Genomic DNA, 17,070 nt, shown 5'->3' with positions numbered 1-17,070 from the left:
ACCACGCATTGTGACACGGAAATCAAAAAAAGGGCGGCAGCGCCCCTGCCAATTCAGATGCCACCGCCGTCTGCCCTCTGCAGGATGTGTGTGCTGTCCGAGCTTCGCGCTCTCTTCAGTTGGCCTGCTCAGCGTCCTTCGACGATATCGTTTTGAGGCCGCTCACATATGCTTCGGTGATGTTCGCGACCAAAGCCGTAAGCGCTTCCGGCACGAGGAGGTCTGCGCTCAGTTGCCGCTCGGCCGCCAGCACCGACAGACCATGGACGAGCGCCCAGGCACCGATCGCACCATGGCGGCTAGGCTTGCCCACGACCTCATCGACCGCCCCCTGCAACAGATCGAAGACAGCCTGGCTCGTTGCGCGCAGTTCCTGGCTCGGCAGGCCTGCTCTTTCACCCCGCAGCATCAGATCGAACAGATTGCGGTTTTCCAGGGCGAAGGTCACATATTCGCGTCCCAATTCCGCGAGGGCGCCAGGACCGCATTCATCGATGACCGATTGCAGCCGGGATTGGAGTTCGCGAAAGCCGCGCTCCGCCAACGCAGCGAGGAGAGCTTCGCGGCTTTCGAAATGGCGATAGGGTGCCGCCGTCGAGACCCCGGTGTTCCTGGCGACCTCACGCAGGCCAACCGCATCTGCCGGATGCTCTCGAAGAATCGTCAGGGCCGAGTCGAGCAGGGCCTCTCTGAGGGAGCCATGATGATAGGTTTTGCGACCCATGTTGACACCGCTTACATATATGGCTAGGGCGATGTGATTGCTGCTAACATTCTGGTCTGAGGCTGTCATGCTGTTTCTCGTTGTCCTCATTGTCATAACCCTTCTCAGTGCAGGCGCGGCCGCCATGGGCCTCTTGCGCTGGGGAGGCTGGAGGAACTCCATGCGCCATGGACTTGTGGCAGGCCTGTTGATCTTCGGCGTCGACCATCTGCTCACTCCCGAACGCTATGTCGCGATGATCGAAGGCTTTCTGCCGGCTCCCCTTTTTCTCGCGGTCTTCACGGGATTGTGCGAAATCGCTGGCGCCATCGGGCTGTTGTTCCCGCAGACCAGGGGGTTGGCAGGGCTGGCGCTGGCTGCCTATTTCGTCGCCGTGTTTCCGGCCAATATCGCCAACGCTCTCGGCGGCCTGAACGTGGACGGCCTGCCGCAATCCGAATGGTACTACTGGGCAAGGCTGGCATTCCAGCCGGTGTTCGTATGGTGGGCCCTGGTGGCTGGGGGTATCATCAAACCACGGGTGAGGCCTCGCCCCCATTTCTGATCCGACTTTGGTGTTTCCAGGCATGAACTGACGGCATTCAGGATCACAACTTCAAGATTTCCGAATGCAAAGGTCGGCAAACCAAAGATTCCGGCTGAAACCTGCCCATCCGCTTCCGGCCCCCAACAAGACGTCACTCCGATCCACCCCCACCCTTGCATTTCCTTTCCCTATCCCCGATATGGGAGCCGGGAGGTTGGTGGTGGACGAGCCACTCGCCAACCGGGTCAGGTCCGGAAGGAAGCAGCCCTAACGAGCTCCGGCACGGGTCACCGTGCCAGCCTCCCACCTTCTCCACTGCCGGTGCCATTGACGCCGTCGCGTGCCGGGGTCCAAGCTTCGCCCGGCGAATTCGGCCGGAACGCAAGCTAGGGGAGCGACAGCCAGGCATGGACCAGACCGCAGCGTCCAAGGGCCCCGCCTATCGCGTGCTGGCGCGCAAATACCGGCCTTCGGATTTTTCCACGCTCGTCGGCCAGGCGCCGATGGTGCGCACGCTCACAAACGCGTTTTCGTCCGGCCGCATCGCGCAGGCCTGGATGCTGACCGGCGTGCGCGGGGTGGGCAAGACCACGACGGCGCGCATCCTCGCGCGCGCGCTCAACTACAAGACCGATTCGATCGACCAGCCGACCGTCGAGCTCTCCGAGGCCGGGGTGCATTGCCAGGCCATCATGGAGGGCCGGCATGTCGACGTCACCGAGATGGACGCGGCCTCGCATACCGGCGTCGACAACATGCGCGACCTGCTCGAGCAGGTGCGATATGCGCCGGTGTCGGCGCGCTACAAAGTCTACATCATCGACGAGGTGCACATGCTGTCGGGCGGGGCGTTCAACGCCATGCTCAAGACGCTGGAAGAGCCGCCGCCGCATGTAAAATTCATCTTCGCCACGACCGAGATCCGAAAAGTCCCGATCACCATCCTGTCGCGCTGCCAGCGCTTCGACCTGCGCCGCATCGAGCCGGCGATGATCACGGGCGAGCTGGCCCGCATCGCGGCGCTGGAGGAGGTCGAGGCCGAGGACGAGGCGCTCGCCATGGTCGCGCGCGCGTCGGAAGGCTCCATGCGCGACGCGCTGTCGATCTTCGACCAGGCGATCGCCCATTCCTCGGCCAAGGTCACCGCGCAGGCCGTGCGCGACATGCTGGGGCTGGCCGACCGGGCCCGTGTCATCGACCTGTTCGAGACGCTGATGAAGGGCGACGTGGCGGGCGCACTCGGCGAGTTGCGCGCGCAATACGATGCCGGCGCCGATCCCGCGACCGTTCTCTCCGACCTTGCCGAATTCAATCATCTCGTCACCCGCCTGCGCTTCGTGCCGGAGGTGGCCAGCGACGCCTCGCTCTCGCAGGAGGAGCGGGTGCGCGGTCTCGAATTCGCGCAGACGCTGCCCGTGCGGGCGCTCTCGCGCTCCTGGCAGATGCTGCTCAAGGGCATCGCGGAGGTGCAGAATGCCGCGCGGCCGATCGATGCGGCCGAGATGGTGCTGATCCGGCTGGCCCATGCGGCCGACCTGCCGACGCTGGACGAGGCGCTGAAGGCGCTGGAAGGCGGGGCTGCGCCCGAGCCGGCCGCCCCGGCGCCGCCGCGTCCATCGGGCAATGGCGGCGGCATGAGCGACACTGGCGGCACCCAGGCGGTGGCCACGACAAGCCTGCCGGCGGGCGGCGGCCCCCAGGGCCAGACCATGCGGCTGGTGCGCAGCGAAGAGGCGCGCGACATGGCACCTGCACCGCAGCTTGAACCCGAGCACCAGCCGGGCCCGCGCATCGCCAGCCTCGCCGATATCGCGGCACTCGCCGACCAGAAGCGGGACCTCGCCTTCAAGGTGCTGATCAAGCGCTGCGTGCGACCGGTGAAGATCGAACCCGGGCGCATCGAGATGGTGCCGACGGACGATGCGCCGCGCACACTCGTTGGCGATCTCGGCAAGAAGCTGCAGGAATGGACCGGCCGGCGCTGGATCATCTCCGTCTCGCGCGAGACGGGCGGGCAGACGCTTGCCGAGATGGAGGAGGCCAGGCGCGACACCGCGCTGGTCGACGCACGCGCCGATCCGACCGTGGCCGCCATCATGTCGCGCTTTCCCGGCGCCAGGATCATCGACGTGCGGCTACCGGATCTCGTGGCCGAAAGCGACGAGACGGAACCGCCGGTCGAAACCGACATTGACGACGATGACGGGTCGCTCTGACCCCCGATATACGGAGACCAGCATGAAAGACCTTATGGGCATGATGGGCAAGGCCCGCGAGATGCAGGAACGCTTCCAGAAGCTGCAGGAGGAGATCGCCACGATGGAGGTCTCGGGCCATGCGGGCGGTGGGCTGGTGGAGGTCACGCTGTCGGGCAAGTTCGAGATGCGCGCGCTGAAAATCGACCCGTCGCTGTTCAAGGAAGACGATGTGGAGGTGCTTGAGGATCTCATCCTCGCCGCCCACAACGACGCCAAGGCCAAGCTCGACGCGGCCATGCAGGAAAAGACGCGCGAAATGACGGCCGGCCTGCCGATTCCGCCGGGCATGAAGCTGCCTTTCTGAGCCCGCTATCCCGGCGCTGCCACGTTTTTGCCCGAAAAGGTCGGCTTATGGGCCGGATCGGGGCGGCGGGCGGCGCCTGGAGAGGGTATCTGTATCGTGTTTCCCAAGCCGGATCGGCAGCGGCTCTTGCCGTGCGCCCTGGCGCTGATCGCGCCATTCTTCGCCGCCTGTTCCTCGAGCACCGGCGTTCTGTCGGAATTGGCCAGCTCGTCCACCACCCACACGACCACCAGCGGATATTCGAGCCGCGACCATGAATGCATGGCGCGGGCGATGTTCTTCGAATCGCACCGTTCCAGCCATGAAGGCATGGTTGCGGTCGGCACCGTGGTGATGAACCGGGTCGATTCGCCCCGCTACCCCGACAGCATCTGCGCCGTGGTGGGGCAGAAGAACCAGTTCGCGCCCGGCGTGATGTCGCGGGCCATGAATTCGCCGGCGCTGCCGGATGTCGAGGCGGCGGCTTCGGCGGTCCTGAGCGGCAAGCGCCACCCGAAGGTGCACAGCGCCAAGTTCTTCCACCAGGCCGGGCTCACCTTCCCCTATCGCAACATGCATTACGTGCTGGAAGCCGGCGGCAACGCCTTCTACGAGCGGCGCTGAGATTCGCGGTCCGGGGCTAAGGCAGGTCGCGTGCCATCTCGACGACCGGCAGGCTGATGCCCGGCGCCATTTCCGCCTCCATCAGGCGGATGCGGCGGAAGCCGGCCGCGGCGTAGAAGCTCTCCGCCATCAGCGTCGACTGGCTCTTGATGACATGCGCGCTGGAGGCCGCGGCCTCCCGGAGACAGCGGTCAAGCAGCAGACGGGCAATGCCCTTGCGCAGATGCGCCGGATGCGTGGCGAAGTGGCGGATATGGGTCACCCCTTCCTCGATTTCGCCGGTCCCGGGCGTCTCGCGGGCCCAGCCGCCACAGGCGGCGGGCTCGCCATCCGCCTCGGCGACGAAATAGGTGCCGCTTGCCAGGAGGTTCGGGTTGGCGCGCGACATGATCGGAAGTGCCGCTGCCAGTCTCGCGGCCTCGTAGGCACCGTTGTCGAGCATGGCGTAGGACGCCGCGATCAGTTCCGACAGAACTCCGAGATCGTCGGGCGTGGCGACGCGGATGGTAACCTCGGACATTGCTTGTCTCTCCTGCAGGCGGAAGCTGGCGGCAAAGATAGCTCTTCGCCATGCTCGCGCTACCCAAATCCTGCATTCCCGGATAAATCCTGACCATGTCGAAACGAATCGCCGGCCCCGAGATCGAACGCCTGATCCAGCTGCTCGCCAAGGTGCCGGGGCTCGGGCCGCGTTCGGCGCGCCGGGCGGCGCTGCACCTGATCAAGAAGAAGGATCAGCTGATGGCGCCGCTGGCCGGCGCCATGGCGGAAGCGGTGGACAAGGTCCGGGTCTGCTCGACCTGCGGCAATGTCGATACCTCCGATCCCTGCACGATCTGCACCGATGCGCGGCGCGATCCCACCACGCTCATCGTGGTCGAGGACGTGTCGGATCTGTGGGCGCTGGAACGGGCTGCCGCGATGAACACGCGCTACCATGTGCTCGGCGGCACGCTGTCGCCGCTCGACGGCATCGGGCCGGACGATCTCAACATCGCCAGCCTCGTTTCGCGCGTGGCCGAGGGCGAGGTGCGCGAGATCATCCTGGCCGTCAATGCCACGGTCGAGGGGCAGACGACGGCGCATTACATCACCGACCAGCTTGCGGATCTCGACGTGAAGGTGACACGGCTCGCCCATGGCGTGCCGGTCGGCGGCGAGCTGGACTACCTGGATGAGGGAACGCTGACCGCCGCGCTGAAATCGCGCACGGCATTCTGAAACCGCGAGCGGAGGATAAGCGGATGAGACCCCTGGCCTGCCTGCTGTTCATGTTTTCGGTGTTGCTCGCCATGCCGGCCTATGCCGATATCAACCGCCAGTTCGCCGAATGGCTGCGCGGCGACCTGTGGCCCGAAGCCTCGCGCAACGGCATCTCCACAGCCACATTCAATACCGCCTTTGCCGGCATTTCGCCCAATCTGCGTCTTCCCGACCTCGTCGTGCCGGGTCAGCAGGCCCAGGTTCCCCAGGCCCAGCACCAGGCCGAATTCGGGCAGCCGTCGGCCTATTTCGCCGAGAACATCGTGGCCGGCATCGTCAATGGCGGCCGCCAGCGGGCCCAGCGCCATGCCGCAATACTCCAGTCGCTGGAGCAGCGCTTCGGCGTCCCGGGCGGCGTGCTGCTTGCGGTTTGGGGCCGCGAATCGGCCTTCGGCAATGCCTCGATTCCGCATAATGCGATCGAGGTGCTCGCCACCAAGGCCTTCATGGCGCGACGCAAGGAGATGTTTCGCGCAGAAATCATCGCAGCGCTGGTCATGCTGGAGCGGGGCTACGCAACCGTGGACCGGATGAAGTCCTCCTGGGCCGGGGCGCTCGGTCAGCCGCAGTTCCTGCCCACTTCCTATCTCGAATATGCAGTCGCCTTCGACGGCAGCCGTCGCGCCGACATCTGGGGTTCCGAGGCCGATACGCTGGCTTCCATCGCCAATTATCTTGCCAGCCACGGCTGGGTGCGCGGGCGCGACTGGGGTTTCGAGGTGGAGGTGCCTGCCAGCGTTTCCTGCGCGCTGGAAGGCCCGGATCGCGGGCGCCCGATTTCCGAATGGGCTTCGATGGGCGTCAGCCGGGTGGGCGGACGCGCCTTTCCGGATCACGAACTGCGCGGCCAGGGTTTTCTGATGATGCCGGCCGGGCGTTACGGTCCCGCCTTCATCGTGACGCCGAACTTCTACGTCCTGAAGGAATATAACGAGAGCGACCTCTACGCCCTCTTCGTGGGCCATGCGGGCGACCGCATCACCTATGGAGACATTCGCTTTGCGAACTCCTGGCGCAACGTGGCCGGCCTCTACCGTTCCGACATCGCAGGCATGCAGCGCGGGCTCGAACGACTGGGCTACGACGTGGGCGGCGCGGATGGCCTCGTCGGATTCAGGACGCGCCGCTCGATCGGCGACTGGCAGCAGCGCAACGGACGCCAGCCAACCTGCTGGCCGGATGCGGAGCTGGTCGGGACATTAAGATAGCATGGACAATGAATAAGCAGATTGCAGTCGCCCGTTTTCCGGACTACCCATGCCGCCGGGGCGTACTACGGAGAGGAACCACCTCATGAAATTCTTAGGCCTTTCGATCGTATCCGCCCTGCTTGTTCTGGCAGGCTGCACTGTTGTCGTCGACGACAGGGGACCTCCGCCGCCACCCCGCGACAGGGATCAGGCGTGCCTTGCCGTCTACGATCCGGTCTGCGGCGAACGTCGCGGAGAGCGTTCCACCTACGGCAATGCCTGCGAAGCAGAGCGCGATCGCGCCCGTATCATCCATCCCGGAGAGTGCCGCCGCCAGCCGCCGGCACCGACCGCGTGCACGCGCGAATACAATCCCGTGTGCGGAGAGCGAAACGGCCAGACCCAGACTTATGGCAATGCATGTGTCGCCGAAGCCGAACGCGCGCGCATTCTCTACTCTGGCGAATGCCGGACATCGCGTCCCGAAAGGCCTGGCCGGCAGCCGGTCGCGTGCCCGATGATCTACGATCCGGTCTGCGGCCGCGTTGGTCGCCGTACGCAGACATTCGGCAATTCTTGCGAGGCAAATGCCGCCGGCGCCGAGATCGTCAACCGTGGCGAGTGCCGTCCGCGCGGGTAACGTTTCCTGCGATAACCGCGCCGTCTACTCGGCGGCGCGGGCCATGCCCTGAAGATCTGCCATGTCGGCCACGATCTCCATTGAACGTCGCCTGGCGCCGTGATCGTGCATTTGGGCTGCGACGATAATCTCGTCGGCGCCGGTCCGCGCCTGGAAATCGGCAATCCCCTTGCGCACCGTGTCCGGCGATCCCACCACGGCACAGGCAAGCGTGTGGGCGAGGATGGCCTGGGCTGCCGGTTCCAAATTCTCGGCATAGCCTTCGACAGGCCGCGGCAGCGGCCCCGGACGGCCCGAACGCAGATTGACGAAGGCCTGCTGCGTCGAGGTGAACAGGTATCGCGCCTCCTCGTCGGTCTCGGCCGCGACCACACTCATAGCTGGCATCGCATAGGGCCGGTCGAGATGGACCGAGGGCTTGAACTGGGCGCGATAGATCTCGAGCGCACGGTCGAGTTCGGCAGGCGCAAAATGCGAGGCGAAGGCGTAGGGCAGGCCGAGCGCCGCGGCCAGCTGCGCGCCATAGAGGCTCGAACCCAATATCCATAGTGGCACGTTGGTGCCCTGCCCCGGTATCGCTTGCACGCGACCCACCGGCCCTTCGTCGCTGAGATAGGACATCAGTTCCACCACGTCGTGGGGGAAGGAATCGACGTCCATGTTCATGTGGCGGCGCAGGGCCCGGGCCGTCGCCATGTCGGTGCCCGGCGCCCGGCCGAGACCGAGGTCGATGCGGTCCGGATAGAGCGTGGCCAGTGTCCCGAACTGCTCGGCGATGACGAGGGGCGAATGATTGGGCAGCATGATGCCGCCGGCACCCACACGGATCGACGAGGTGGCGGCCGCGACATGGCCGATCACCACCGAGGTCGCGGCACTGGCGATGCCCGGCATGTTGTGGTGCTCGGCCAGCCAGTAGCGGGTGTAGCCGAGCGCTTCGGCATGCCGTGCGAGATCCGCCGTGTTGGCAAGCGATTCGGCGGCTGTGCCGCCTTCGACGATGGGCGAAAGATCGAGGATGGAGAGCTTGGTCATGAGGCGCATATAGGCACGGTGTCGCGTCCCACCAAAACCGATCTCACTCGGCCGCCGCCGACATCCGCGCACCCACCGCCTTGCGCACCTCAGGCGCGACGCGGGTGCCGAATATCTCGATAGCCTTCATCAGCTTGGCGTGTTCCATGACGCCGATCGCCATCTGGATGACGAAGCGGTCGAAGCCGAAGATCTCGTGATGGGCGAGGATCTTGTCCACCATCTCGGAAGGGCCGCCGACGAAGTTGGCGCCACGCGGTCCGATGGAGGCGTCGAACTGGGCACGATTCGTCGGCGGCCAGCCACGCTCCCGGCCGATGCGATTCATCACTTCGGCCTGGGCGGGATAGAAGATGTCGGCAGCCTGCTGCTTGGTCTCGGCCACGAAACCATGGACGTTGATGGACCGCTTGATGCTCGAGGGATCGTGGCCGGCCTTCTCGGCTGCCTGGCGATGGAGCTCGAAGAAGGGCGCAAAGCGTGCCGGCTCGCCGCCGATGATGGCGAGTGCCAAAGGGAGGCCGAGCGTTGCCGCGCGCACCACCGATTGCGGCGTGCCGCCGACGGCGATCCAGAGGGGCAGCCGGTCGTTGACGGGACGCGGATAGATGCCGCGATCATTGACGGCCGGCGTGTGCTTGCCGCCCGGCCAGGAAAAGCGTTCGCCCTCGTTGAGCTTCATCAACATGGACAGCTTTTCGGCGAACAGCGTGTCGTAGTCGTTCAGGTCGTGGCCGAATAGCGGAAAGGATTCGATGAAGGAACCGCGTCCGGCCATGATCTCCGCACGGCCGCCGGTGAGATTGTCCAGCGTCGCATATTGCTGGTAGACGCGCACGGGGTCGTCGGAGCTCAGGACCGTTACCGCGCTCGACAGCTTGATGTTCTTGGTGCGCTGGGAGGCGGCGGCCAGCGCCACGGCGGGCGCCGAAACCGCATAGTCCGGACGGTGGTGTTCGCCCAGCCCGAACAGGTCGAGCCCGACCTCGTCGGCGAGCGCGATCTCCTCCACAAGCTGCGTCAGCCGTTCGGCCGGTCCGGTGTGGCGCCCCGTCACGGGGTCGGTGCCGACATCGCCGAAAGTGTAGAGTCCGAGTTCCATGTTCCGTCTCCGCTTTCGACCCACCTAAGGATTCGAACGCCGCCGTGCCAGTTCAGCAATGTTGAACAGGCTGTTCGCTACCACCAGACACCGCCCCGCCGGATGCGCAGGCGCGGCCCTCGCTCGGGCTGGCAGAGGCCGTCGCGGCCCGCGGGGCGCTCGCCGGCCGCTGCCCCGTGGATGGGGCGAATGCCGGCACGCTCGAGCATTTCCGCAATTCTGCGCATATCCTCAAGGTGGCGCCGACCGATGGCGCGGGGGATGATGGGGACGGATGGCCCCGCGGGCGGCCGCCGCCGCGATGGGGCAGGCAGGGCCGGCTCGGGAGTCTCCCCATGGGGCACCTTCAGCGACATCAGCCGCGCGACACGCTGATCGGTCGGCGGATGGGTTCGCAGAAGCGAGGGATCCGGGATGCGCCCGCCTGGCAGCATCATCGCCTCCCACTGGCGTCGTTGCGCCGTCTCGAGCTTGACCAGCGCTGACGCCAGCCCGTCGGGATCGCCGGTCAGCTGAGCTGCGCCAAGATCCGCGTCGAATTCGCGCGTGCGCGAAAGCGCCATCTGCAGGAGTCCTCCAATGGTGGGCGAGAGCACCAGAATCAGCACCGCGATCCAGGGGACCTGCACCTCGTATCCGCCGGCCATGAAGCCGATGTTGATGAAAAGCGTCAGGATGCCGAAGGTCGACATGAAGGAGGTGTAGCGCGAGACCATGTCGGCGAAGGCCATGACGCGCAGATCCTCGTGCGCGATATGGCTGACCTCGTGGGCGAGCACGCCGGCCAGTTCGCGCAGCGAGAGGGCGCGAATCAGTCCGTCGGTGACGGCGATGGCCGAATCCTCGCGGCGTCCCACGGCAAACGCGTTGAGCATGCGCGAGGGCACGACGTGAAGCTTCGGCACCGCAGGCAGGCCCGCGCGCGCCGCCAGTTCGTCGATAATGGCATGGCCCTCGGGAAATCTCTGCCGGGGGACGGGCGCGGCCTTGTACATGGCGAGCACCATCTTCGGGCTCACCCTCCCGACAAGCGCTACGGTGAGCGTGCCGAAGGCCAGCGCCATGACAACGCCCACCCCGCCCGCGAAAACATAGGCGGTGACGGCCAGGAGCGCGAAGCTGCCGGCCGCGAGCAGCCAGGTGTGGACAATGTTCAGCGTCCGATGGCCGTGCAGCGGATGAGAGGGAGTGCGTCCGTTCATGGCACCAATATGGGTGGTTGTTTCGGGGATTGGCAGTGGCCGCCTGCCGCAGGTCGCATGCGCAGAAGAATTTTTCCCCAAGGTTCCCGGCTTGCGAGACTTTTGGCCTGTTCTTATATACGCGCCAACCAAGCGGGCCCGTGGGGCGCAAGCCAGGGCACGCCAGTTTTCGCGACAACCAAGGGGTCGTCGTCCGGAACGCCTCGCAAGGGTCCAAGACGGCCTGCTAGACGGAGAGAAGAGAAAAATGGCGAAAGTAATCGGTATCGATCTGGGAACGACCAATTCCTGCGTCGCCGTCATGGACGGCAAGGACGCCAAGGTGATCGAAAATTCGGAAGGCGCGCGCACGACGCCTTCGATCGTGGCCTTCGCGGATGGCGACGAGCGTCTCGTCGGCCAGCCGGCCAAGCGCCAGGCGGTCACCAATCCCGAGAACACGATCTTCGCGGTCAAGCGCCTCATCGGGCGCCGCTATGACGACCCGGTGACGGACAAGGACAAGAAGCTTGTCCCCTACAAGATCGTCAATGGCGACAATGGCGATGCCTGGGTCGAGGCCGACGGCAAGAAGTACTCGCCTTCCCAGATTTCGGCGATGGTGCTCCAGAAGATGAAGGAGACCGCCGAGGCCTATCTGGGCGAGAAGGTCGACAAGGCCGTCATCACCGTTCCGGCCTACTTCAACGACGCCCAGCGCCAGGCGACCAAGGATGCCGGCAAGATCGCCGGTCTCGAGGTCCTGCGCATCATCAACGAGCCGACCGCGGCCGCGCTCGCCTACGGGCTCGACAAGAAAGACGGCAAGACCATCGCCGTCTACGATCTTGGCGGCGGCACCTTCGACATCTCGATCCTGGAGATCGGCGACGGCGTGTTCGAGGTGAAGTCGACCAATGGCGACACCTTCCTCGGCGGCGAGGATTTCGACATGCGGCTCGTCAGCTACCTGGCCGACGAGTTCAAGAAGGAACAGGGCATCGACCTGAAGAACGACAAGCTCGCCCTTCAGCGCCTCAAGGAGGCGGCCGAGAAGGCCAAGATCGAGCTGTCCTCGGCCTCGCAGACCGAGATCAACCTGCCCTTCATCACCGCCGACCAGACCGGCCCCAAGCACCTGACCATGAAGCTCACGCGCGCCAAGTTCGAGAGCCTGGTCGACGATCTGGTGCAGCGGACCATCGGACCGTGCAAGGCGGCGCTCAAGGATGCCGGTCTCAATGCCGGCGAGATCGACGAAGTGGTGCTGGTCGGCGGCATGACCCGCATGCCCAAGATCCAGGAAGCCGTGAAGCAGTTCTTCGGCAAGGAGCCGCACAAGGGCGTCAACCCGGATGAGGTCGTGGCGATGGGCGCGGCCATCCAGGCCGGCGTTCTCCAGGGCGACGTCAAGGACGTGCTGCTTCTCGATGTGACGCCGCTGTCGCTCGGCATCGAGACGCTAGGTGGCGTGTTCACCCGCCTGATCGACCGCAACACCACGATCCCGACCAAGAAGAGCCAGACCTTCTCGACGGCCGAGGACAACCAGTCCGCCGTCACGATCCGGGTCTTCCAGGGCGAGCGTGAGATGGCGGCCGACAACAAGATGCTCGGCCAGTTCGATCTGGTCGGCATTCCGCCCGCGCCGCGCGGCGTGCCGCAGATCGAGGTCACATTCGACATCGACGCCAACGGCATCGTGAACGTGTCGGCCAAGGACAAGGGCACCGGCAAGGAGCACCAGATCCGCATTCAGGCCTCCGGCGGTCTTTCCGACGACGAGATCGAGAAGATGGTCAAGGACGCGGAGTCCAATGCCGAGGCCGACAAGAAGCGGCGCGCGCTGGTCGAAGCCCGCAACCAGGCCGAAGCCCTGCTGCATTCGTCGGAGAAGTCGCTGCACGACTATGGCGACAAGGTTTCCGAGGAAGACCGCAAGGCCATCGAGGACGCGATCGCCGATCTGAAGACGGCCAACGAGGGCGAGGACGCCGACGCGATCCAGGCCAAGTCGCAGACGCTGGCCGAGGTCTCCATGAAGCTTGGCCAGGCCATGTACGAGGCCAGCCAGGCGGAAGCCGCCAATGCTGACGCGAAGGCCGATGCCGAAGCGGCCGGCGAGGACGTGGTCGACGCCGATTTCGAGGAAATCGACGAAGACGACGACAAGAAAAAGAGCGCCTGATCCGGCGCATCAGCAACAGGAGCCCGGCCTACGCGCCGGGTTCCTTCTTCCCGGGCCGGGAAAAGCTTCCTCACCCGGCATAACCGCACTGGCGTATAACGGCGCGATTTCCTAAATCGATGCAGGGTTCCACCAGCCGCGGCGGGAGCAAGAGCGGGACAGCCAGCCGAGAGCGAGCATGAAGGCCGACTTCTATTCAACACTCGGGGTAGCCAAGGGTGCCAGCGATGCGGAGCTGAAAAGCGCCTATCGCAAGATGGCCATGAAGTACCATCCCGACCGCAACCCCGGCGACGAGGCAGCGGAACACAAGTTCAAGGAAATCAACGAGGCCTACGAGGCGTTGAAGGACCCGCAGAAGCGGGCCGCCTACGACCGCTTCGGCCATGCCGCCTTCGAGAATGGCGGCATGGGGGGTGCCCAGGGCTTTGGAGGCGGCGGGTTCGCCGACATCTTCGAGGAATTCTTCGGCGACATGATGGGCGGCGGCCGCCGCCGGTCCGGTGGTCGCGACCGCGGCGCGGATCTGCGCTACAACATGGAAATCACGCTCGAGGAAGCCTTCACCGGCAAGACTGCCGAAGTGCGCGTGCCTGCTTCCATGACATGCGAGGAGTGCTCGGGTTCGGGCGCGCGGGCCGGAACCCAGCCGACCACCTGTTCGATGTGTTCGGGCACGGGACGTGTACGCGCCACGCAGGGCTTCTTTTCCATCGAACGCGCCTGCCCCCAATGCCAGGGTCGCGGCCAGACGATCGAGGACCCCTGCCCCAAATGTTCGGGCCAGGGGCGCGTGGTCGAGGAGCGCTCGCTGTCGGTCAACATTCCGGCGGGCATTGACGACGGCACACGCATCCGGCTTGCCGGCGAGGGCGAGGCGGGACTGCGCGGCGGACCTTCGGGCGACCTCTACATCTTCCTGTCCGTGAAGCCGCACGAGTTCTTCCAGCGCGACGGCTCGGACCTCTACTGCAAGGTGCCGATTTCGATGACCACGGCGGCACTCGGCGGTGCTTTCGAGGTGACGACGCTCGACGGGACGCAAACCCGCGTCAAGGTGACCGAGGGCACCCAGAACGGGCGTCAGTTCCGGTTGAAGGGCAAGGGCATGCCGGTGCTTAGGCAGGCCAGTATGGGCGATCTCTACATCCAGGTCGCCGTCGAGACGCCCCAGAACCTGACCAAACGCCAGCGCGAGCTGCTCGAGGAGTTCGAAGAGCTGTCTTCCAAGGAGAACAGCCCTCAATCTTCCGGCTTCTTCAGCCGCATGAAGGATTTCTTCGAATCCTTCGGCGAACGTTCGTAGGGCGCGCCGGCCTCATCCCTTGCGGAAATTGGCCGGTCGCTTCTCCAGGAATGCCTTGACGCCTTCCTTGTAGTCGTCGGACCATCCGGCCTCGCGCTGGAGGTTGCGTTCGACCTCCAGCTGATCTTCCAGCCCGTTGGCGGATGCGGCGTGGATCGCCTGCTTCGTCAGCGCATAGGCGCGGGTCGGGCCGGCGGCAAAGCCCTCGGCCAATGCTACCGCCTCGACCATCAGCCGGTCGTCGTCGACGGCCTTCCAGATCAGCCCCCAGGCCGCAGCGTCCTCGGCGGGCAGCGGGGTCGCCGTGAGCGCCAGAGCCTTCGCGCGAGCCTCGCCGAGATGGCGGGTCAGCCACCATGTGCCGCCCGCATCGGGGATCAGGCCGATCTTCGAGAATGCCTGGATGAATTTCGCCGATTTCGCCGCCAGCACGATGTCGCAGGCGAAGGCGATATTGGCACCCGCGCCGGCCGCCACGCCATTCACCGCACAGATGACGGGCTTTTCCATGCCGCGAATCTGGCGCACCAGCGGGTTGTAATAGGTCTCGAGCGTCATGCCGAGATCGGGGCTTTCTCCCTGGATCGTGGGATCACGGTCGGAAAGATCCTGCCCCGCGCAGAAGCCGCGGCCCGCGCCGGTCAGAAGCACGGCACCGCACGCCGCATCGGCCGCACATTCCTCGAGGGCCGCACGCAGCGCCAGATGCTGGGCCTCGTTGAAGGAGTTCAGCCGGTCCGGCCGATTGAGCGTGAGGACATGATAGCCGTCGCGCCGCTCATGGATGACGGGTGCTTCGTTCATTCTTTCCCCTCCCCTGCCCGCAGGCAGCGTCATTCGAAAACGATTTCGGGCCCGCTCCCGCCGCCGGCCTGGTGCCTGGCGAGTTCTGCCAGGACGCGTTGTGCGATCCCGCGATAGACCTTGGACTGCGCGCCTTCCGGGTCGGATACGCCGACGGGCGTTCCCGCGTCCGACGTTTCGCGGACATCCATGGTGAGGGGAACCTCGCCGAGGAAAGGCACGTCAAGACGTTCAGCCTCGGATTTCGCGCCGCCATGGCCGAAAATATCGTAGCGGTTGCCGGTGTCGGGCGCGAGGAAATAGCTCATGTTCTCCACGATGCCGAGCAGCGGGACCTCGACCTTCTTGAACATGTTGAGGCCCTTGCGCGCGTCGATAAGCGCGAGATCCTGCGGCGTGGAGACGATCACGGCACCGGCAAGGGGCACCTGCTGGGCCATGGTGAGCTGGGCGTCGCCGGTGCCGGGGGGCATGTCGACCACGAGAATGTCGAGTTCGCCCCATGCGACCTCGCGCAGCATCTGGGTCAGTGCCGACATTACCATCGGCCCGCGCCAGATCATCGGCGTCTCCTCCTCGACGAGGAAGCCCATCGACATCGCCTTGAGCCCGAAGGCCTCCATCGGCTTGAGCACCTTGCCGTCCACGGTCTCTGGCTTGCCCTTAAGGCCGAGGAGGCGCGGCAGGGATGGCCCATAGATGTCGGCATCGAGAATACCGACCTTCAGGCCCTCCGCCGCGAGCCCCAGCGCGAGGTTGACGGCTGTCGTGGATTTGCCGACGCCGCCCTTGCCGCTTGCGACCGCGATGATGGATGCGATGCCCGGCACGCCACGCTTGCCGGACTGCCGGCCGGCCGGCGCGGCGGGACGTTGTGGTGCGGCGGCGGGGCGCGGCGCCGGACGAGGCGGAGGCGGGGCCTCCATGCCGCCGCCCTTGCGTTCGGCGGTGAGCGCGACCGTCGCACCCACGACCCCCTCCATACCGCGCACCACGCGCTCGGCGGCCGCGCGCAGCGGTTCAAGCTCGCGCGCGCGTTCGGCGGGAACGGTAATGGAGAAGAAGACCTTGCCGTCGGCAATGAAGATGTCGGAGACGAGCCCGAGGGAGACGATATCGCCTTCGAACTCCGGCCCCTGGATGGTGCGAAGGCGATCGAGGACCGCTTCTTTGGTTATTGCCATGATGAAATCCGCATCAGCCCCTGCTCGTGTACATGGCACACACTTAATGGGGCGGACGGACCGGGACAACCGGGCATCACGCCCGGCGCCTTCTCCCCGCTATCCCGCTCGCATCCGAAACGGGGGAGAAGGAGACTGCCGCGTGGGGGCGGCTTGCCCGTTGCCGCTTCGGATACCGTAGGTCGGGATAACGGCGACAGGCAAATCCAGCCGGCAGGCGCCGGCTTTGTCGTTATTCCGCAGCGGCCAGATTCACCTTCTTGTCGGCGAGGCCGGTCAGCTTCTTGTCGGTCGCCTTCTCCTCCGCGAGGTTCTTCTCGAGGATGGCGGCACAGTCGGGACGGCCGAGCTGCTTTGCCCAGGCGACCAGCGAGCCGTAGCGGGTGATCTCATAGTGTTCTACCGCCTGCGCTGCTGCCACCAGCGCGGCATCGAGCACATGCGAGTCGTCAACCTCACCGGCAATCTCGTCGGCTTCCTTCAGAATGCCATCGATCGCGGGGCAATTGACGGCCTTGGCCTCCACGCCATGCAGCTTGAAGACTTCCTCGAGACGCTCGATCTGGACCTTGGTTTCGGCGAGATGAGTCTCGAAGCCGCTCTTCAATTCGCTGTCGGTGGCCTTCTCGACCATTTTCGGGAGGTTCTTGGCGATCTGCTTCTCCGCGTAATAGATGTCACGGAGCGTATGAACGAAGAGGTCGTCCATCGTTTTGATGTCTTTGCTGAAAAGGCCCATTTTCGACGTCCTTCCTTTTGTTT

At 65.3% G+C, this 17,070-nt stretch carries 16 protein-coding genes, 1 other RNA gene and 1 pseudogene; 10 read left to right on the top strand and 8 right to left on the bottom strand.

Going from position 1 to position 17,070, the window contains the following annotated elements; translation table 11 throughout:
• Positions 1–115 precede the first annotated feature (115 nt).
• Positions 116–793: a TetR/AcrR family transcriptional regulator gene (locus GRZ55_RS14695; protein WP_169287689.1), complete on the bottom strand. Its 678-nt coding sequence runs from the start codon at positions 791–793 to the stop codon at positions 116–118.
• A gap of 91 nt (positions 794–884) precedes the next feature.
• Between GRZ55_RS14695 and GRZ55_RS14690 the strand changes: the two genes are divergently transcribed.
• The 5 genes and pseudogenes from GRZ55_RS14690 to GRZ55_RS14670 all read left to right on the top strand — a co-directional run.
• Complete coding sequence (locus GRZ55_RS14690; protein WP_169287688.1) at positions 885–1,268, top strand: hypothetical protein; 384 nt, start codon at positions 885–887, stop codon at positions 1,266–1,268.
• A 191-nt stretch (positions 1,269–1,459) separates the two neighbouring features.
• Positions 1,460–1,557: signal recognition particle sRNA small type (gene ffs, locus GRZ55_RS14685), an RNA gene on the top strand.
• 100 nt (positions 1,558–1,657) lie between these two features.
• Positions 1,658–3,466, top strand: coding sequence for a DNA polymerase III subunit gamma/tau (locus GRZ55_RS14680; RefSeq protein ID WP_169287687.1), 1,809 nt, complete (start codon positions 1,658–1,660; stop codon positions 3,464–3,466).
• Between the two features lie 22 nt (positions 3,467–3,488).
• Positions 3,489–3,812: a YbaB/EbfC family nucleoid-associated protein gene (locus GRZ55_RS14675; protein WP_169287686.1), complete on the top strand. Its 324-nt coding sequence runs from the start codon at positions 3,489–3,491 to the stop codon at positions 3,810–3,812.
• Between the two features lie 237 nt (positions 3,813–4,049).
• Positions 4,050–4,412, top strand: a pseudogene (locus GRZ55_RS14670) (cell wall hydrolase); the annotation flags it as partial.
• A 19-nt stretch (positions 4,413–4,431) separates the two neighbouring features.
• Here GRZ55_RS14670 and GRZ55_RS14665 read toward each other — a convergent pair.
• Entirely contained in the window at positions 4,432–4,935 is a 504-nt protein-coding gene (locus tag GRZ55_RS14665) for a GNAT family N-acetyltransferase (protein ID WP_169287685.1), read from the bottom strand.
• Between the two features lie 95 nt (positions 4,936–5,030).
• On the opposite strand from GRZ55_RS14665, the gene recR reads away from it, so the two are divergent.
• The 3 genes from recR (at position 5,031) to GRZ55_RS14650 (ending at position 7,508) form a co-directional block, all read left to right on the top strand.
• Positions 5,031–5,636, top strand: a complete 606-nt coding sequence (gene recR, locus GRZ55_RS14660; RefSeq protein ID WP_169287684.1) for a recombination mediator RecR — start codon at positions 5,031–5,033, stop codon at positions 5,634–5,636.
• 23 nt (positions 5,637–5,659) lie between these two features.
• Positions 5,660–6,886, top strand: a complete 1,227-nt coding sequence (locus GRZ55_RS14655; protein WP_246734764.1) for a lytic murein transglycosylase — start codon at positions 5,660–5,662, stop codon at positions 6,884–6,886.
• 85 nt (positions 6,887–6,971) lie between these two features.
• Complete coding sequence (locus GRZ55_RS14650) at positions 6,972–7,508, top strand: Kazal-type serine protease inhibitor domain-containing protein (RefSeq protein WP_169287683.1); 537 nt, start codon at positions 6,972–6,974, stop codon at positions 7,506–7,508.
• A 24-nt stretch (positions 7,509–7,532) separates the two neighbouring features.
• Here GRZ55_RS14650 and GRZ55_RS14645 read toward each other — a convergent pair whose 3' ends face one another.
• The 3 genes from GRZ55_RS14645 to GRZ55_RS14635 form a co-directional block, all read right to left on the bottom strand.
• Entirely contained in the window at positions 7,533–8,543 is a 1,011-nt protein-coding gene (locus GRZ55_RS14645; RefSeq protein ID WP_169287682.1) for an LLM class flavin-dependent oxidoreductase, read from the bottom strand.
• A 43-nt stretch (positions 8,544–8,586) separates the two neighbouring features.
• Complete coding sequence (locus GRZ55_RS14640; RefSeq protein WP_169287681.1) at positions 8,587–9,645, bottom strand: LLM class flavin-dependent oxidoreductase; 1,059 nt, start codon at positions 9,643–9,645, stop codon at positions 8,587–8,589.
• Between the two features lie 77 nt (positions 9,646–9,722).
• Positions 9,723–10,847, bottom strand: coding sequence for a zinc metalloprotease HtpX (locus tag GRZ55_RS14635; RefSeq protein ID WP_169287680.1), 1,125 nt, complete (start codon positions 10,845–10,847; stop codon positions 9,723–9,725).
• 247 nt (positions 10,848–11,094) lie between these two features.
• Here GRZ55_RS14635 and dnaK point away from each other — a divergent pair, with 247 nt between their 5' ends.
• Together dnaK and dnaJ are read left to right on the top strand one after the other, a co-directional pair.
• Positions 11,095–13,014, top strand: coding sequence for a molecular chaperone DnaK (gene dnaK / locus GRZ55_RS14630; RefSeq protein ID WP_169287679.1), 1,920 nt, complete (start codon positions 11,095–11,097; stop codon positions 13,012–13,014).
• Between the two features lie 178 nt (positions 13,015–13,192).
• The gene (gene dnaJ / locus GRZ55_RS14625) at positions 13,193–14,320 is read left to right on the top strand and encodes a molecular chaperone DnaJ (protein WP_169287678.1); all 1,128 of its coding nucleotides are present in this window, start codon (positions 13,193–13,195) and stop codon (positions 14,318–14,320) included.
• Between the two features lie 12 nt (positions 14,321–14,332).
• On the opposite strand, the gene paaG is transcribed toward dnaJ, so the two are convergent.
• From paaG to GRZ55_RS14610, 3 genes are all read right to left on the bottom strand, one after another.
• Entirely contained in the window at positions 14,333–15,124 is a 792-nt protein-coding gene (gene paaG / locus GRZ55_RS14620) for a 2-(1,2-epoxy-1,2-dihydrophenyl)acetyl-CoA isomerase PaaG (RefSeq protein ID WP_169287677.1), read from the bottom strand.
• 29 nt (positions 15,125–15,153) lie between these two features.
• Complete coding sequence (locus GRZ55_RS14615) at positions 15,154–16,311, bottom strand: Mrp/NBP35 family ATP-binding protein (RefSeq protein ID WP_368856623.1); 1,158 nt, start codon at positions 16,309–16,311, stop codon at positions 15,154–15,156.
• A 229-nt stretch (positions 16,312–16,540) separates the two neighbouring features.
• Positions 16,541–17,047 carry a ferritin-like domain-containing protein gene (locus GRZ55_RS14610; protein WP_169287675.1) on the bottom strand — a complete coding sequence of 169 codons (507 nt, stop codon included), beginning with the start codon at positions 17,045–17,047 and terminating at the stop codon, positions 16,541–16,543.
• Positions 17,048–17,070: the final 23 nt, after the last annotated feature.

The organism is Chelativorans sp. ZYF759, from assembly GCF_012911015.1.
Taxonomy (GTDB): domain Bacteria; phylum Pseudomonadota; class Alphaproteobacteria; order Rhizobiales; family Rhizobiaceae; genus ZYF759.
Note: the sequence above shows the minus strand (reverse complement) of the source record. Positions and strands in the feature narration are given on the sequence as shown.

What these genes read in the sequence shown, in the direction of transcription:
- GRZ55_RS14695 (WP_169287689.1), bottom strand. Translation starts at nt 793, where the DNA reads ATGACAGCCTCAGACCAGAATGTTAGCAGCAATCACATCGCCCTAGCC.
- GRZ55_RS14690 (WP_169287688.1), top strand. Translation starts at nt 885, where the DNA reads ATGCGCCATGGACTTGTGGCAGGCCTGTTGATCTTCGGCGTCGACCAT.
- GRZ55_RS14680 (WP_169287687.1), top strand. Translation starts at nt 1,658, where the DNA reads ATGGACCAGACCGCAGCGTCCAAGGGCCCCGCCTATCGCGTGCTGGCG.
- GRZ55_RS14675 (WP_169287686.1), top strand. Translation starts at nt 3,489, where the DNA reads ATGAAAGACCTTATGGGCATGATGGGCAAGGCCCGCGAGATGCAGGAA.
- GRZ55_RS14665 (WP_169287685.1), bottom strand. Translation starts at nt 4,935, where the DNA reads ATGTCCGAGGTTACCATCCGCGTCGCCACGCCCGACGATCTCGGAGTT.
- recR (WP_169287684.1), top strand. Translation starts at nt 5,031, where the DNA reads ATGTCGAAACGAATCGCCGGCCCCGAGATCGAACGCCTGATCCAGCTG.
- GRZ55_RS14655 (WP_246734764.1), top strand. Translation starts at nt 5,660, where the DNA reads ATGAGACCCCTGGCCTGCCTGCTGTTCATGTTTTCGGTGTTGCTCGCC.
- GRZ55_RS14650 (WP_169287683.1), top strand. Translation starts at nt 6,972, where the DNA reads ATGAAATTCTTAGGCCTTTCGATCGTATCCGCCCTGCTTGTTCTGGCA.
- GRZ55_RS14645 (WP_169287682.1), bottom strand. Translation starts at nt 8,543, where the DNA reads ATGACCAAGCTCTCCATCCTCGATCTTTCGCCCATCGTCGAAGGCGGC.
- GRZ55_RS14640 (WP_169287681.1), bottom strand. Translation starts at nt 9,645, where the DNA reads ATGGAACTCGGACTCTACACTTTCGGCGATGTCGGCACCGACCCCGTG.
- GRZ55_RS14635 (WP_169287680.1), bottom strand. Translation starts at nt 10,847, where the DNA reads ATGAACGGACGCACTCCCTCTCATCCGCTGCACGGCCATCGGACGCTG.
- dnaK (WP_169287679.1), top strand. Translation starts at nt 11,095, where the DNA reads ATGGCGAAAGTAATCGGTATCGATCTGGGAACGACCAATTCCTGCGTC.
- dnaJ (WP_169287678.1), top strand. Translation starts at nt 13,193, where the DNA reads ATGAAGGCCGACTTCTATTCAACACTCGGGGTAGCCAAGGGTGCCAGC.
- paaG (WP_169287677.1), bottom strand. Translation starts at nt 15,124, where the DNA reads ATGAACGAAGCACCCGTCATCCATGAGCGGCGCGACGGCTATCATGTC.
- GRZ55_RS14610 (WP_169287675.1), bottom strand. Translation starts at nt 17,047, where the DNA reads ATGGGCCTTTTCAGCAAAGACATCAAAACGATGGACGACCTCTTCGTT.